Here is a 15,241-nt window from a genome sequence, read left to right as displayed (position 1 = left end):
CGGCCCAGTTTAGCTACAAATTGTATCTACAGAATGTATATACAAAATGTAGTTGACTGGACGAGGAGTGGGACACATGTCGGTACGGTCGGAATCGGTGCTGATCCTGGGCGGTTCGGGGCAGGCGGGGGCGGGTGCGGCCGCGATACTGCGGCAGTGGCATCCGACACTGCCGCTGACCATCGCGGCACGGGATCTCGCGCGCGCCCAGCAGGTCGCCGACGAACTGGGCGTGGCGACGGCGGTGACCATCGATCTGGAGCGTCCGGACCTGGGTCTCGCGGCCGATCACGGCTACTCGGCGGTGGTCGCGGCGCTGTGGGACCGCAAGCTGTCGGGGCTGCGCTTCGCGCAGGACCGCGGATTGCCGTATCTGAGCATCTCCAGTGGCTTGGTGGAGATCGCGCCGGAGATCGTCGCGGGCGCGCAGCGCGCGGATGCCGCACCGGTTCTGGTGGCCAGTCACTATCTCGCCGGTCTCGTCGTCCTCGCGACGTTGGCGGCGGCGGAGCGGTTCAGTCGGGTAGACGCTGTCCGGATCGGCGCCGTGCTGGACGAAACGGACGCGGGCGGGCCAGCGGGGATGGCGGATCTGGAGCGGCTGTCGGCCGCTACTTCGGCGGGATGGCTACGGCGTGACGGCGTTTTCACCTGGCTGGCGGCGGCCGACGCCGAAGCCGGTGTGCGCAGCGTCGACGGTGTCGAAGTACCCGGGCAGAGCATCCCCATTCTCGACGTGCCGAGTATCGCGCTCGCCACCGGCGCGGAGGACGTTCGCTTCGACCTCGCGGTAGGGGAGTCCGCGGGCCGCCGCCGCGGCGCATCGGCTTCCATGGAGGTTCGGATCGACATCGAAGGAGCTGACGAGGCGGGTGAACCGTTGCGAACCAGCCGCTACCTGGTCCATCCGGCGGGGCAGCGGCCGTTGACCGCGCTCGGCATCGCCCTGGGCGTCGAGCGTTTGCTCGGGTTGCGCGGACAGGCCGTCGCGCCCGGCATTCACACTCCCGAAGCGTTGATCGCTCCACGCGACGCGGTCGCGCGGATGCGCGAGATCGGCACCGAGTTCATCGACGTCCAGCCGCAGAGGCACCGCTGACCGGACCTAAGGCCGATGCCGCGCGCCGCGCCCACTTCGCTCGAACCTGGACGACCGGCGCCGCGGCGATGGTCCACGCGGCTGCCGGACATCCGGTCCTGTGCCGCGGGGAGGCGGCTCGTTGCTGTGAGATCGCCCGACGTTGGGCCAGGTGCGTCCGCCGCATGTCGGTGGGGTGGCGTAAGCAGGGGTCATGACTCAATTCTCCGCAGCTCAGGACCCCTTCCGGCCCCCCTCGGGTCCTCGTTTGCTGGACGTCCGCCGTCTGTGGGCCGAACCGGACGCGCTGGCGAGCCCGCGCGGGCAGCAAGTGCGGGCGCGCTTCCCTGACGCCGAGATCATCACCGTCGGCTCGCACTGGAAGATCGACCAGCTGCACGGCAACGCGGGCAACGTCGATCGCTGGATCCGGGTCAAGACCGAGGACCTGGTCGTCGGGGTCAAGAAGTCGCTGACGGCCCGGCCGAACGGCCGCTCGGCGGACTGGATCGCGCCTTCGACGTCCAACGGCTGTGCGATGGCGTGCGCCTACTGCTACGTCCCCCGCCGCAAGGGTTACGCCAACCCGATCACGGTGTTCACCAACATCGACAAGATCATCGGCTATGTGGAACGTCATGTGCGCAGGCAGGGGGCCAAGACCGTGCCGAATCAGTGCGACCCGCACGCGTGGGTCTACGACCTCGGCGAGAACAGCGACTGCTCCGTCGACGCGCTGGTCAGCGACAACGTCGCCGACCTGATCACCGCCTTCGGTGCGTGGCCAACCGCGAAGGCTTCCTTCGCCACCAAGTACGTCAACCGCGACCTGCTCGATCTGGATCCGCGCGGACGGACCCGGATCAGGTTCTCGCTCATGCCCGAGGCCGACTCCCAGCTGCTGGATCTGCGTAGCACGCCGATCCGGCAGCGCATCGCCGCGATCGACGACTTCGTGGCGGCGGGCTACGAGGTGCACGTCAACTTTTCACCCATCGTCGTCCGCCCCGGCTGGGCGGAAGACTGGGCCGCGCTGCTGGAGGAGCTCGCGGACGGCACGGGCGCCGCCTTCAAGGCCCAGGCCGCAGCGGAGATCATCATGCTCACCCACAACGAGCAACTGCACGAGGTAAACCTCGGCTGGCACCCGAAGTCCGAGGACCTGTTGTGGCGCCCGCGGATTCAGCAGGCCAAGCGCTCCCAGTCGGGCATGTGGAATGTGCGTTATCGCAACGACGTGAAGGCGGCGGGGGTCCGGACGCTGACCGACCTCATCGCCCAGCGGACCCCCTGGTTGACGGTGCGTTACGCGTTCTGATGACGACCGGGGGTCCGGCTCACCTCGTTGCGCGGGGGCCCGGCGGCGCGTCGATCGCCACCAGCCGACGGGAGATTTCAGCTGCGCCAGGTTTCGAGGACGTGGTCGACGGTGGGGCGGATCCGGGCCCTGGCCTCCGAGCGGGGACGCCGGTCATGAGGAGGCGGTCGTAGTCGGTGTCGCGATGGCGGACGGAGGCGATGACGGCGAGGGTGAGTGCGTCGGGGGAGAGGAGTTTGGCTGCGGCGGTGCGGCCTACGCGGCCGCTGCCGCGGGCGGCGGCGTGTTCGGCGATCTGGGTGGCGCGGTCGGCGGGGCAGCCGGGGAACAGCCGGCGGATCTCGTCGGACATGCGGGCGCAGCATTCGATGTCTTGGGCGGCGCGACGGCTGCGGTCGCGTTCGCGGCGGCGGGCGCGGGCATCCTCGTCGGCCAGGCATTGCTGTTCGGCGCGGGTGAGGGCGGCTTCTTCGACGAGCATGCCGAGCCGTTCGTAGCGTTTGCGTCGCCGATTGAGGCGGACCACGACGGCGGCGAGGGCGCTCTCCTTCTTGGCACGCCGGCTCAGCGCCGCGTTCCCCGCGGGCAGGAACTCGAGATGGTCGAGATCCGAACAGATCAGGCACAGCGGCCCGGCTGCGGACGTGATCGAATACGGACCGGTTTCGGCGCATTCGGCGCATGTCCACGGTTCCGCGGCCTCCACCACCGCCAGATCCGGTGCCCGGTTCTGGCGTTGGACGACCTGTTCCCGGCGCGCCGGGCTGAGCTGCGAGGAGAGCCAGTGCACCCGGAACACCTCGTCCGCGCCGTCGTCGGCGAACCGCAACGCCTCGCGATCGCGCCCGCCCGACAGGTACGCCGCTGTGCTCGCGGTGAGCCCGCGCTCGCGGGCCCACTCGCCCAGCAGTTCCGCCACCTCGTGCATCCGCCGTGCGTCCACCGCCGTGACCTGCTCCAACGACCGCACCTGCCCCTGCCGCCAGCGATCGACCTGACTGGATCGCACCCACCCCAGAGCTGTGAAGACATCGACTGCCGACACATATTTGCGTTGGGCCAGAGCCGCTTCCGCCGCCTCTGCCACGCGCCGCCGCAGCTTGGACACGGGTTCGAACCTTAGCGCACGTCGCGTACCGGCCCGGCGACCGGATGGCGGCGGTATACCGAGGCAGTCGGAGGCGAGTTTCCGGCGGCTACGTGTGGCCGAGCATGGGCGGGGAAGGGGAGTCGATGCTCGCCGGGTCGGCGGCCCGTACGGTCTCCGCCCACGCTCTACGCCGGATCGCGTGGTCGCTCGGCAAGCCGAGCGGGATGTCGGGCATGTGCGCGGTGATCGATTCGGCGGGGATCGGAGCGGAACCCGCCCACGGATATTCCATCAAATGAATTTGATGTATTCTGCCGTTGTGGTCGTCCCCGATCGAGTGCCGGTTCCGCTGCTGATGCGTATGGCTTCGCATCCGTTGCGGTGGGCGTTGCTGACCGAGCTGGCTTGCGGTGATCGCCGGGTGCGAGAGCTGGTGGCGGCGGTCGGCGAGCCACAGAACCTGGTGTCGTATCACCTGCGGCTGTTGCGCACTGCGGGCCTGGTGGGCGCGCGCCGCAGCAGTTTCGATGCGCGCGACACCTACTACCATCTGGACCTGTCGGCGTGCGCGAACGCGCTCGGCGACGCGGCCGTCGCCCTGCACCCGGCGCTGGCGCCCGTGCGGCGCGAGTGGCCCCGCGGGAGTTCGGTGCTGTTCCTGTGCACCGGCAACAGTGCGCGCTCTCCGATGGCGGAGGCGATGCTGCGGCATCGGGTCGCCGGGGTCGAAGTCGCGTCCGCGGGTAGCCATCCCGCGCCACGGGTGCATCCCAACACGGCGCGAGTCCTGCGTGCTGATTACGGCATCGACCTCGAGCCCCGGCAGCCGCGGTCGCTGGAGACGATCACCGGACGGCGCTTCGACTACGTGATCACGTTGTGCGACAAGATCCGCGAAGTTCCCCGCGATCACGGAGCGGCCGTCACGACGCACTGGAGTCTGCCCAATCCCGCCACCGCCACCGATCGTGCGACGTACCCGGAATTCCGGCGCGTCGCAAAAGAACTCGATATCCGAATCGGATTCGGGCCCCCGCTGGCGCAGCCACGTCGCGTCAGCACGTCGGCGTAGACACCCTGTCGACGCCGTGCCTGCCGAGGAAACAATCAAAGGAGACCCGACCATGACGACCGCGCCGACCGAACTCGCCCGTGTCCGCTATCTGGTCGACGACGTGCGCGCGGCGGTCGATTTCTACACCACTCACCTCGGCTTCACCGTCGACTTCGACGCCGCACCCGCCTTCGCCGCTGCGCGGCGCGGCCCGTTGCAGCTGCTCCTGTCCGGGCCCGCGAGTTCCGCCGGACGTCCGATGCCCGACGGCGCCACCCCGGGGCCCGGCACCGGCTGGAATCGCATCCAGCTCGTCGTCGACGACATCGCTGCCGAAGCCGAACGACTGCGAGCCGCCGGCATCCCCTTCCGCAACGACATCATCAGCGGCCCCGGCGGACGACAAGTCCTGCTGCACGACCCCGCGGGCAACCTCGTCGAACTGTTCCAGCCCGCCACCTCGTAGACGCCTCTTCCATGTCGAACAACGCATCGGCCGTTCCCGCATTGCCCGACGAACTCCGCCGCAAGCTTGGCGTGCCGGACGCGGTGGTGATCGGGCTGGGGTCCATGATCGGCGCGGGCATCTTCGCCGCCCTCGCCCCTGCCGCGCAGGCTGCCGGATCGGGGCTGCTCATCGGATTGGCGATCGCCGCCGTGGTGGCCTACTGCAACGCGACGTCCTCGGCGCGGCTGGCCGCACGCTATCCGGCCTCGGGCGGCACGTATGTCTATGGCCGGGAACGCCTCGGTGATTTCTGGGGCTACCTCGCAGGATGGGGTTTCGTCGTCGGCAAGACCGCCTCCTGCGCGGCGATGGCGCTGACCGTCGGCAGCTACCTCTGGCCGGCCCACGCACACACGGTCGCGGTCGCGGCGGTGCTCGCGCTGACCGCCGTCGACTATGCCGGAGTGCAGAAATCGGCGTGGCTGACCCGCGTGATCGTCGCGATCGCGCTCGCGGTGCTCACAACCGTGGCCGTGGCCACCCTCACCTCCGGCAGCGCGCAGGTGGCGCAGCTGCGCATCGGCGGCGATGTCACCGTCTCCGGTGTTCTGCAGGCCGCGGGTCTGCTCTTCTTCGCCTTCGCCGGATACGCGCGGATCGCCACGCTCGGCGAGGAAGTACGCGATCCCGCCCGCACTATTCCCCGCGCGATCCCGCTCGCGCTCGGTATCACCCTGGTCGTCTACGCCATCGTCGCGATCGCGGCGCTTGCGGCGCTCGGTCCCGGCGCCCTCGCGTCGGCCACCGCCCCACTGACGGATGCCGTGACCGCCGCGGGAGCCGACCGGCTGGCGCCGGTGGTTCGCGCCGGTGCCGCGGTGGCGGCGCTGGGGTCGCTGCTCGCGTTGATCCTCGGCGTCTCCCGCACGACGCTGGCCATGGCCCGCGACCGGCACCTGCCGCATGTCCTCGCCGCCGTCCATCCCCGGTACGGCGTGCCGCATCGCGCGGAGATCACGGTAGGCGTCGTCGTCGCGCTCCTGGCCGCCACCGTGGACGTGCGGGGCGCGATCGGATTCTCCTCCTTCGGCGTGCTGGCCTACTACGCCATCGCCAACGCCGCCGCATGGACGCTTTCCCCCGCCGAGAACCGCCCGCCCCGCGCCATCCCCGTGACCGGCATGGCGGGCTGCCTGCTCCTCGCCTTCGCCCTGCCGATGACCTCGGTTCTGGCCGGAGCCGCCGTTCTCGCAACGGGCGCGCTCGCTTACCTCGTCCGCCGCACGCTGACACGCGGCCGACCCGCATCCGCCGAGGCCACGACCACCGACTGACCGTCGGCGCGATCGGTATCGCGGACGGGAACACTCGGCGGCCGCCACTGGCGCGTGTCGGAACGCCGTGACGGCGGGCGCCGGAGCGGGTCGGCGCCCGCCGTGCTCGGGTGGGTTCCACAGACCGTCTCCGGGGAGGGCGGCCGCACGCCCGATCTGGGTCACACGGGTGGACCTACGCGCGTCTGACCCACTGAATTAAGTGATCGTCTATTCATAGACGTACGTTGGAATCGGAACGACTGCGATCGATATCGCGGGACGGTGTTCGCCCTGTGCCGCAGAGCGGCTATGTGGGTGGCTGGGCGGTGACTCTCTCCAGCTCATTTCGGAGCATCCTCCTCGCAGCCTGATCCGGCACCACCTGGGCACCGTCGATCAATTCGCGCGAATCTCCGTACTCGGATCTGTGTTCTCGATAGTATGTGAATAACGATTACCTAACAGAGGAGCGCGATGATGCGTACCCCCCTTCGCCTTGCTGCCGCTTCTGTCGCGGCGGTGACTCTTGTCGTCACCGCGGCCGAAGCGACGGCCGGACCGAGCGGCACGGCCCCGGTGATCGCTGTCGCGGGCGAAACCGGCTCGTCGGCGCTGGACTCCGGATCGGCGGCAGCTCGGTCGGGAGCTTGGTATCTCCAGCGCGGCGACGTCATCGGAATTCTCACGCTGCTGGTCGCCGCCCCCTTGCAGATACTGACCAGCGGCATCTGCGACCTGGCCACCATCTCGGCCCTTCCGAATCCGTGCGTCTCGCCGACCCGCTGATCGGGGACCTGAGCCGTTCTTCGAGCCCTCGGGTGTAGTAGTTGCCGGCGGCCGCGCCGTCGGCACACCGCTGGGGTGCTGAATCGTCCACGTCGGTTGATCCGCCGTACTCCGGATGATCACATCGCCGTACCGGCAGAGGGAAGCGCGAACGGGGCGATACCCGTTGTTCCAGGTTCGGCTGAACTGGCTTGGGCGCAAGGCTTTTCGACCTCCACGTCGCTGCGGAACAGGTGTCCGGAGCTGCGGTGAGCGCGGCCCGCGTTGGATGATCACGCCGATCGGGTGATCCGAAGCGGTGGGCCGCCTCCTCTAGGCTGGCGGGAAGATCGTTGTCGAAGAGCCGAAAGGTCCTGCGTGCACGCTAATCTCGTATGGGGTTTTACAGCGGCGGCCCTAGTGGCCTATGTGGTTCCCGGTCCGGATTGGTTCGTGGTCCTGCGCCAGGCCTCCCGCTCGCGGGCTGCGGGAATGTGTGCGGCCATCGGCGTGCAATGCGGCTTGATCGTGCACATGACAGCCGCTGCGCTCGGTGTGTCGGCGATCCTGTTGACCAGCGCCGCGGCGTTCACCGTGGTGAAACTCGCCGGCGCGGCCTATCTTGTCGCGCTTGGGGCGCGCGCCCTGTGCGATGGCTATCGCGGTTGGCGGCGCCGGCACGCCGAGCGGGTCCCCGGCGTGCCGTCACCGATTCCGGCAACGGGTTCGCGGGTGTTCGCTCAGGCGTTCATCGCCAACGTCTTGAATCCCAAAGCGGCGCTGTTCTTCGTCGCGGTGTTGCCCCAGTTCCTGGCCCCGGCAAACCCGGTGATCCCGCAAGCACTGCTCCTCGGCGTGCTCGACATAGCCATCGGCTGCGCCTGGTGGCTGCTATTCGTGGTCACGGCCACGCGGTTCCACTCTCTGCTGCTACGTCGACGGGCCCAGATCGCCGTCGACACCCTCGCCGGCGTGGCGCTGACCGGTCTCGGCGGTGCACTCGCATTCACCGCCCGCGCGCGGGTATAGCCGCGCCTCGGTGTCCACGGAAAGCCTTCGAGGGCCGCGCATCGAGGGCCGGGCGAAACGACGATCCGGTTACTCGGCGCATGCGGGGCCGCGCCGCTGTGTTCTCGGCGGACCGGTCGGGTGCTGGCCCGGAGCCGGTGCGGAGGGCCTCGGAGACCGTTTCCGGCGTGATTATGTCCGGCTTGCGGGGTATTCGCAGGCTGGGTGAACGGAGGTGGCTCATGCCAGGGATCGATAGCCGTGCCGAACCGGATCAGCGCGCGACGGAGCCGGCGCGGGCCCGGTTCGCCCAGCAGCTGCTGCGATCCGCGGCTAGGCCGGAGCGCATCGCGGAGGTCATCGCGGAGATCGTCGGGGACCGTATCGAGGTGGGACCGGTGCAGGCCGGCCCTGGTGCGCTGGTATGCGTCACCGCGACGGGCCGGCCAGGCGATGTTCGCGCCGAAGTCTATGACGGCGAGGAGTGGGACATCGCCGTGGAGGTGCCGCTGAGCCTTCGACTGCGAGTGGACTTCGCCGGTGTCCTCGCCCGGTTCGCCGCCGCCGTCCGGGTGCGCATGCGCGTCCAGTTGGTGCCGCAGGACCCGTGCGCGGTGTTCGTCCGCACCGAGGAAGTGACCGAGGAGCACGTGGACGTCCGGCTCCGCGCGGTCGATCGCCCGGCACGGTTGCTCGGCCGCGTCGGCGATGTGCGCTGCGTGGTCGCCGAACACATCGTCGCCTACATCGGAGAGCTACTGTCGAGCCCGCAGGTGCGCGAGCTGCGGCGCATCGATATCGCGCAGGTCATCGAACGCGCGTGGGAGGCAGGTCTGGTCATCGCCCCGGCGGCGCGGCCGATGACCCACAGCGCCTGACCCGCGCGGGCCGCCCCGGTCCACCTCGCAGGCCGAGCAACCCGCCGCCGACCGCAACCGTCACACCTGGCCGGGCGGGCGCGGTGCATCAGGTGGCGGAGCGGAGTTCCACGCAGCATTCCCCGGTCTTGGGGGAGAGCACCGCGTGGAGGGTTTCCGCTTCGAGTCCGGTGAGCACACCCGCGAGATAGGCGTGATTGAGCCCGCATACGAGTTCGGGTTCGTCGGCGGCGAGCGGATGGAATGGGCAGTTGCGCAAGCGGAGGCAATCCGGCGCGGGACGGGCCGGCTCGAAGCCCTGTTCGGTGAGCAGCGATTGCAGGACCGTGAGGGCGCGCTCGGCGCCGAGTCGCCCGGGCCGTGCCTGTTCGCGTGCGGCCCGGCCGAGAGCTTCGCCGCGATCGGTCGCGACCCGGTGCGCCGCGTCGCGAGCGGTCTCGCCGGCGCCGTGCGTGAGCACCGCGCCCATCAGAATCTCGGCCAGAACTTCGTGGCGGCGTTCGGGGATGCTCACCCGCACCTCGGTGTCGGCGGGCTGATACACCTTCGGCGCGCGCCCGACCTTCCGGATGCCGCCGACCTGCTGGTAACTCGCTCGAAGAAGTCCGGCGGCGACGAGTTTGTCCAGATGAAACGCCGCGAGTTTCCGTGAGATGCCGACCTGTTCGGCGGCTTCGTCGCGGGTGACCGGCCGGCCGGCGCGGCGGATGAACCAGTACATGCCGCGCCGCAGCTCGTCCTCGAGCGCGGCGACGGCGCCGATCGCCGATTCGCTGGTCACCACACCAGGATAACGCCGACTGCGTTGGTCGCAATGAAGCGGCGACCCCGGCAAGGTGCGGACTTGACCAGCGGAGCAAATAACGCCAATAATCTTTAGTGTAAATAACGCCAGGTTGGGAGGTCGTCGTGAGCAGTCCCATGCAGCAGGCCAAGACCCCGGTCAGCGCTGCGCTGGCCGGCCCGTATGGTCATCCGTTCCATCCGATCCTGGTCACCGTGCCGATCGGTGCATGGGTGGCGAGTTCGGTGTTCGACATCGGCTCGCACGTGGTCGAGGACCCGGTCTTTCTCGCTCGCGGTGCGGTCTGGCTGATCGCGGTGGGCGTACTGGGTGCGCTGGCCGCGGCGGCGATCGGCTTGCTGGACTTGTTCGCCATTCCCACCGGGACCCCGGCGTTTCGCACCGGGCTGGTGCACATGACTCTCAACCTGATCGTCACCGCGGCGTACGCGATCAACTTCTGGTGGCGCACCACCGGCACCGGACCCGACGGTGCCGTCCCGGCCGGGCCGCTGTCGTTGTCGATCGTCGGCCTCATGACGGTGGCCGTGTCCGGTTACCTCGGCGGGAAGCTCGCCTACCACTACGGCGTCCGGGTGGCCGATGAAACCACACAGGCCACCGGCTACCACCACTGAACCTCATCCGATTCCCTTTTCCTCAGGAGACATTCATGGGCATCGCCGCCTTACTTCTCTGGCTGCTCACCGCCGTAGGCGGCTTCGTTCTGCTGGGTACCTGGATCGCCGAAGGCGGCGCGCGGCAACCGAGCAGCAGTCACCTGCCCGCACCGGTCGTGTTCGGGCACTTCCTACTCGCCGTGGTCGGACTGATCGTGTGGGTCAGCTACCTCGTCGTCGACGAGCACGCGCTGGCATGGGTCGCGTTCGCGCTCCTGATGCCGGTGGCGCTGCTCGGATTCGCCATGGTGGTGCGGTGGCTGCCCATGTATCGGGCGCGTACGGCGACCGAAACGCCAGAACCGGCGGAACGACATTTTCCGGTCGCGGTCGTCGGTGGCCACGGCGTCTCGGCCGTCGCCACCGTCGTGCTGGTGCTGCTGACCGCTCTCGGCGTGGGCGGGAGCTAGCCGTGCTACAGCCCGCGCTCCGGGTCGTCCACGAGCCGGCCACCGAGGTGGATCTGACCGCCGCCGAGCATGCTGCCCGGCAATTCCTGACCGCGCTCGGCGTCGGCCTCGACGACGAACACCTGCACGCCACCCCGCGGCGCATGGCCCGCGCCTATGCCGAACTGTTCACGCCCCGCCCGTTCGACCTCACCACGTTTCCCAACGACGAGGGCTACGACGAGCTCGTGCTGGCTCGCCGCATCCCGCTGCGGTCGGTGTGCGAACACCACCTGCTGCCGTTCGTCGGCGTCGCCCACGTCGGCTATCTGCCGGGCGAGCGCATTCTCGGATTGTCCAAACTCGCCCGTATCGTCGAGCATTTCTCCCATCGCCCCCAAGTGCAGGAACGGCTGACCAAACAGATCGCCGACTGGCTGGCGGAGAACCTGCGACCGATCGGTGTCGGCGTTGTCGTCGAAGCCGAACACACCTGTATGACCCTGCGTGGTGTCCAGGCCGCAGGCGCGACCACCGTCACGTCGACGCTGCTCGGCACGCTGCGTGAAGACGCCCGCTCGCGGCAGGAGTTCTTCTCGCTCACCGGAATCGCGCCCTGAGCGATCGAGTGCCATGGGATGCGGGTCGAGTCGGACCGCTACTTCCCGCTCCCGGCGGAGGGATTCGGCGGCGTTTCCGCCGCGCCGGTGGTGGTATGCCCTCATCGATGACGACCTCGTCCGAATACACCCGTCGCCTGCGGACTCTGGCCGCCGAGAAGTTCGGCTGGGCGCATCTGCACGACGAGCAACTGACCGCCATGGAACACATCATGGCCGGTAAGGACGTGCTGGTCGTGCTGCCGACCGGTGCGGGCAAGTCGGCCATCTATCAGGTGCCCGCGTTGTTGCTGGACGGTCCGGCCGTGGTGGTGTCGCCGCTCATCGCGTTGCAGCACGATCAGATCGAGAGCATCGGTGACAGTAAAGCCCCGGGGGCGGTCGCGCTGAATTCCACGCAGAGCAGAACCGAGCGCCGAGCGGCGTGGGCTGCTCTGCGCCGCGGCGCTGCCGAATACATCTTCCTCTCGCCGGAGCAGCTGGCCAACGACGATCTGGTCGACGAGCTCGCCGGTCTACGCGCTTCCCTGTTCGTGGTGGACGAGGCACATTGTGTTTCGGCGTGGGGTCACGATTTCCGGCCGGACTACCTGCGGCTCGCGCCGGTGATCGACCGACTCCGGCATCCGAGGGTGATCGCCTTGACGGCGACCGCCGCACCACCGGTGCGCCACGAGATCGTGAACCGGTTGGGCATGCGCGACCATCGCGAAGTGGTTGCCGGTTTCGATCGGCCCAACCTGTCCCTGGCTGTCGACCGATACACCGGCGACTCGGAGAAGCGTGACGCGGTGATCGCCCGCATCCGAACCCTGACCGCCGATCCGGCGACCGGCCGCGGACTCGTGTACGTGGCCAGCCGCAAGGACAGCGAGTTCTACGCCGAGGCGTCGGCCGCGGCCGGTATTCGGGTCGCGGCCTACCACGCGGGCATGAAGGCGGCCGCACGCGAGGAGGTGCACCAGCACTTCCTTTCCGGCGAGGTCGATGTGGTCGTGGCCACCTCGGCATTCGGGATGGGCATCGACAAGCCCGACGTCCGTTTCGTCGTCCACGCGTCGGCGCCGGATTCGCTGGACTCCTACTACCAGCAGATCGGCCGGGCCGGACGGGATGGGGAGCGCGCCCAGATCCTGTTGTGCTATCGCCCAGAGGATCTGAGCCTGCAGAAGTTCCTCACCGCGCGAGCGGTCCCGGAGGACACCATCGCGGAGGTCGCCCACGCCTTGTACCGGCACGATCGTCCGGTCCGGCCGTCCCAGCTCGCGGTCGAGGCCGCTCCCGCTCGGCGCACCCGGGCGATCAACCTGCTCGAACAGATCGGCGCGATCACGACCACCGCGAACGGTCTCCTGCAACCCGATTCCGGGCGCACACCCGGCCGGGCGGTCGAGCAGGCGGCGGACGCCGCGCGGGCATACGAAGAACTGACCCGCTCGCGCATCGAGATGATGCGCGGCTACGCGGAGACGACCGGCTGCCGGCGGCAACACCTCCTCGGTTATTTCGGTGAACAGTTGCTCGACCCGTGTGGCAATTGCGATACCTGTGCTGCGGGAACCGCCGCGCGGCGCGCACCGGACGCCACCGAGTTTCCTGCGCATGCCGCTGTGCGGCACCGTGATTGGGGGACAGGGACGATCATGTCCGCCGAGGCCGATCGCATCACCGTGCTGTTCGATGAGGTCGGTTACAAGACCCTGTCGTTGCCGGAGGTGCGCGAGCGCCATCTGCTCAGCCGAGCCTGAAGCCTTCCGCGCCGCAGGGTGTCCTAGATCGTTCGAGACCGGTCGTTGCGCTACGGAGCCCCGGCACCGTGCACGGGGACACGGTGTGTGCGTGACGCGGACGGTCAGTCGGAAGAGGCCCGTGAACGCCCATGTCGGTCTGCGAAGTCGTCGCCGTCCGCGCCGAGCGAGCCGGGCGCGGTCCGCGTCATGGGCGCTGGAAGTGCCATTGCTGAATATCGCTGGTGGGCATGTAGCGGGTCAAACCGATCTGTTCGGTTCCGACGTCGGGTGCGGAGAGGGCGAGAACCAGGTCACTGGCGGGCCAGACGGCGATGCGGTAGCAGTCGGGATGGGTTTCATCGGTCATGATCTGCCATCCCATCGGAGTCCCGCTGCATTCGACATGCGCCCCTTCGCACACCAGGTTGTCGAGTCCGAGCCGGGTGCCGGTGCGGCCGTTGGCGATGAACCAGATCCCTTCACCGAATTCCGGCGCGCTCGACAACAGCCAGTGCTGCCAGCCGTTCTCGACACTCGGTTCACCGACGACCCTGACCTGGTCGCCGCTGTCGAGCGACAGCACCTGCCCCGTGCCGACGTTGACGATGCGATACACACCCTCGTCCAGCTCAGCCACCATCCGCCGTCCTCACTGTGTGCCCGGATCCTTGTCACCCGCGGGGCTGCCGGGGGAAGTCGCATCTCGCGGCTGCGCCTGCGGTCCGGGAGAATTCGTCCACTACCGAACTACCCGGACGGGGATGGGTGAATCACGTCGATCCGGCGAACCAGCCGGAGTCGTGCGGTCGCGCGGCGGGGATCGCGCCCCGAGTCCGGCGCATATCGGCGATGTCCGGATCACCGATGGTTGGTGCCGATGACTACTTCGCGGCGACACTCGGCGATGTGGTCGCCGAGCAACAGGTCGCCGCGGCGGCTCGGGCAGATCAGCGGGCGGCGGCGAGCGCGGCGAGGGTCTCGGCGGAGGTATGGGCCGGCTTCCAGCCGAGATTCCGCTTCGCGCGGCTGGTGTCCATGACGACGGGCGTGCGGACGATGTGCAGCCACTCGAGAGTTGCCGGCACGAAGGGCAGGCGGGCGAGGGCAGCGGATGCGGCGGTGGCGGCGACCGCGGGGACGCGCACCGGCCTGCCGCCCAGTGCGGAGACCACGTCGGACAGGGTGAGCGTGCCGTCGCCCGCGATGTTGTAGGCGCCGGGCGGCGCCTCCGCGGTGGCGGCCAGCGCGATGGCCGCGGCCACGTCGTCGTGGTGGACGAGTTGCAGTGGGTGGCCGGGATCGGGGACCACCGGCTTGAACAAGGAATGGGACCGAGCCAGCGTACGCAGCGTTCTGGGAAGCTTCTCCCACGGCAGGTCGTGCAGGGCCGGCGCCTTCGGGCCGGCCACGATGCACGGCCGCAGCACGAACACCTCGAGGCCGGAGTCCGCGGTGATCTCCGCGAGCGCCGCCTCGCACGCGGCCTTCTGCTCGGAGTAGTAGTGCTCGGGCGAGCCCTCGGGCGGCACGTCCTCGGTGATGGGGCTGGGATGCTCCGGGTGGTAGCCGTAGGCGGCGACCGAGGACGTGTAGACCAGGCGGCGGGGCCGCTCGGCGGCCGCCGTCGCCTCGAAGACGTGGCGGGTGCCCGCCAGGTTCACCCGCGCGCTCTCCTCCCGCGAGCCCATGATCACGAACGCCAAGTGGATCACCACGTCGGCGTCCGCGACGAGGGCGTCCACGGCGGCGCGGTCGAGGATGTCGCCGCGCCGGTACTCGGTCTTCGTCCAGCCGTGCGCGGCGGGGTCGAACGGACGGCGGGCCATTCCGACGATCCGGTCCACGGCGGGATCCTGTTCGAGTGCGGTGACGGCAGAGATGCCGATCTCGCCGGTAGGCCCGGTGACGGCGACGGTGATACCCATGCGGCCGGAATTCCCCGGCGGCAGTAGGTGAAACGGCTCGCCGGATGCTCGGCGCCGGGTACCGCACCCGATCGATCGGGCGGAGATCCGTTACGCGCTGGGCGCGCGGATTCTACCGCTGAATAGTGAGCCGTTGTACAGCGATCGATATGGCCGTG

General features: G+C 69.1%; 17 protein-coding genes. 12 read left to right on the top strand and 5 right to left on the bottom strand.

The annotated features are described in order from the left end of the window. Positions 1–76 precede the first annotated feature (76 nt). Both ACWEKR_RS24320 and ACWEKR_RS24315 read left to right on the top strand, forming a co-directional pair. The gene (locus tag ACWEKR_RS24320; protein ID WP_452356416.1) at positions 77–1,099 is read left to right on the top strand and encodes a saccharopine dehydrogenase; all 1,023 of its coding nucleotides are present in this window, start codon (positions 77–79) and stop codon (positions 1,097–1,099) included. A 193-nt stretch (positions 1,100–1,292) separates the two neighbouring features. After that, positions 1,293–2,396 (top strand): spore photoproduct lyase family protein, encoded by a 1,104-nt coding sequence (locus ACWEKR_RS24315; RefSeq protein ID WP_452356415.1) that lies wholly within the window; start codon positions 1,293–1,295, stop codon positions 2,394–2,396. Positions 2,397–2,415: 19 nt separating this feature from the next. Here the strand turns inward: ACWEKR_RS24315 and ACWEKR_RS24310 are convergent, their stop codons facing one another. Further along, positions 2,416–3,504 carry a DUF2293 domain-containing protein gene (locus tag ACWEKR_RS24310; RefSeq protein WP_452356414.1) on the bottom strand — a complete coding sequence of 363 codons (1,089 nt, stop codon included), beginning with the start codon at positions 3,502–3,504 and terminating at the stop codon, positions 2,416–2,418. Between the two features lie 88 nt (positions 3,505–3,592). Beyond that, positions 3,593–3,778: a hypothetical protein gene (locus ACWEKR_RS24305; RefSeq protein WP_452356413.1), complete on the bottom strand. Its 186-nt coding sequence runs from the start codon at positions 3,776–3,778 to the stop codon at positions 3,593–3,595. A gap of 12 nt (positions 3,779–3,790) precedes the next feature. Here ACWEKR_RS24305 and ACWEKR_RS24300 point away from each other — a divergent pair, with 12 nt between their 5' ends. From ACWEKR_RS24300 to ACWEKR_RS24275, 6 genes are all read left to right on the top strand, one after another. Next, positions 3,791–4,558 (top strand): arsenate reductase/protein-tyrosine-phosphatase family protein, encoded by a 768-nt coding sequence (locus tag ACWEKR_RS24300; RefSeq protein WP_452356412.1) that lies wholly within the window; start codon positions 3,791–3,793, stop codon positions 4,556–4,558. Positions 4,559–4,610: 52 nt separating this feature from the next. Beyond that, positions 4,611–5,006 carry a VOC family protein gene (locus ACWEKR_RS24295; protein WP_452356411.1) on the top strand — a complete coding sequence of 132 codons (396 nt, stop codon included), beginning with the start codon at positions 4,611–4,613 and terminating at the stop codon, positions 5,004–5,006. 11 nt (positions 5,007–5,017) lie between these two features. Further along, positions 5,018–6,322, top strand: a complete 1,305-nt coding sequence (locus tag ACWEKR_RS24290; RefSeq protein ID WP_452356410.1) for an APC family permease — start codon at positions 5,018–5,020, stop codon at positions 6,320–6,322. 459 nt (positions 6,323–6,781) lie between these two features. Then, entirely contained in the window at positions 6,782–7,090 is a 309-nt protein-coding gene (locus tag ACWEKR_RS24285; protein ID WP_452356409.1) for a hypothetical protein, read from the top strand. A 285-nt stretch (positions 7,091–7,375) separates the two neighbouring features. Beyond that, positions 7,376–8,098, top strand: coding sequence for a LysE family translocator (locus ACWEKR_RS24280; RefSeq protein WP_452356495.1), 723 nt, complete (start codon positions 7,376–7,378; stop codon positions 8,096–8,098). 221 nt (positions 8,099–8,319) lie between these two features. Further along, positions 8,320–8,955 carry a hypothetical protein gene (locus tag ACWEKR_RS24275; protein WP_452356408.1) on the top strand — a complete coding sequence of 212 codons (636 nt, stop codon included), beginning with the start codon at positions 8,320–8,322 and terminating at the stop codon, positions 8,953–8,955. Positions 8,956–9,043: 88 nt separating this feature from the next. On the opposite strand, the gene ACWEKR_RS24270 is transcribed toward ACWEKR_RS24275, so the two are convergent. Further along, positions 9,044–9,736 carry a helix-turn-helix transcriptional regulator gene (locus tag ACWEKR_RS24270; RefSeq protein ID WP_452356407.1) on the bottom strand — a complete coding sequence of 231 codons (693 nt, stop codon included), beginning with the start codon at positions 9,734–9,736 and terminating at the stop codon, positions 9,044–9,046. Positions 9,737–9,864: 128 nt separating this feature from the next. On the opposite strand from ACWEKR_RS24270, the gene ACWEKR_RS24265 reads away from it, so the two are divergent. The 4 genes from ACWEKR_RS24265 to ACWEKR_RS24250 all read left to right on the top strand — a co-directional run bounded on the left by ACWEKR_RS24265 (position 9,865) and on the right by ACWEKR_RS24250 (position 13,176). Then, the gene (locus tag ACWEKR_RS24265; RefSeq protein ID WP_452356406.1) at positions 9,865–10,377 is read left to right on the top strand and encodes a DUF2231 domain-containing protein; all 513 of its coding nucleotides are present in this window, start codon (positions 9,865–9,867) and stop codon (positions 10,375–10,377) included. A gap of 35 nt (positions 10,378–10,412) precedes the next feature. After that, entirely contained in the window at positions 10,413–10,829 is a 417-nt protein-coding gene (locus ACWEKR_RS24260; protein WP_452356405.1) for a hypothetical protein, read from the top strand. 2 nt (positions 10,830–10,831) lie between these two features. Continuing rightward, a complete protein-coding gene (folE, locus tag ACWEKR_RS24255; protein ID WP_452356404.1) occupies positions 10,832–11,428 on the top strand; it encodes a GTP cyclohydrolase I FolE in 597 nt (198 codons plus the stop codon). A gap of 107 nt (positions 11,429–11,535) precedes the next feature. After that, positions 11,536–13,176, top strand: coding sequence for a RecQ family ATP-dependent DNA helicase (locus tag ACWEKR_RS24250; protein WP_452356403.1), 1,641 nt, complete (start codon positions 11,536–11,538; stop codon positions 13,174–13,176). A gap of 187 nt (positions 13,177–13,363) precedes the next feature. Here ACWEKR_RS24250 and ACWEKR_RS24245 read toward each other — a convergent pair whose 3' ends face one another. Then, positions 13,364–13,798, bottom strand: coding sequence for an RICIN domain-containing protein (locus tag ACWEKR_RS24245; RefSeq protein ID WP_452356402.1), 435 nt, complete (start codon positions 13,796–13,798; stop codon positions 13,364–13,366). Positions 13,799–14,105: 307 nt separating this feature from the next. Further along, entirely contained in the window at positions 14,106–15,083 is a 978-nt protein-coding gene (locus ACWEKR_RS24240; RefSeq protein WP_452356401.1) for an NAD-dependent epimerase/dehydratase family protein, read from the bottom strand. Positions 15,084–15,241: the final 158 nt, after the last annotated feature.

The sequence above is a fragment of the Nocardia sp. NPDC004573 genome (assembly GCF_053602135.1).
This window is presented reverse-complemented; position numbering and strand designations above follow the sequence as displayed.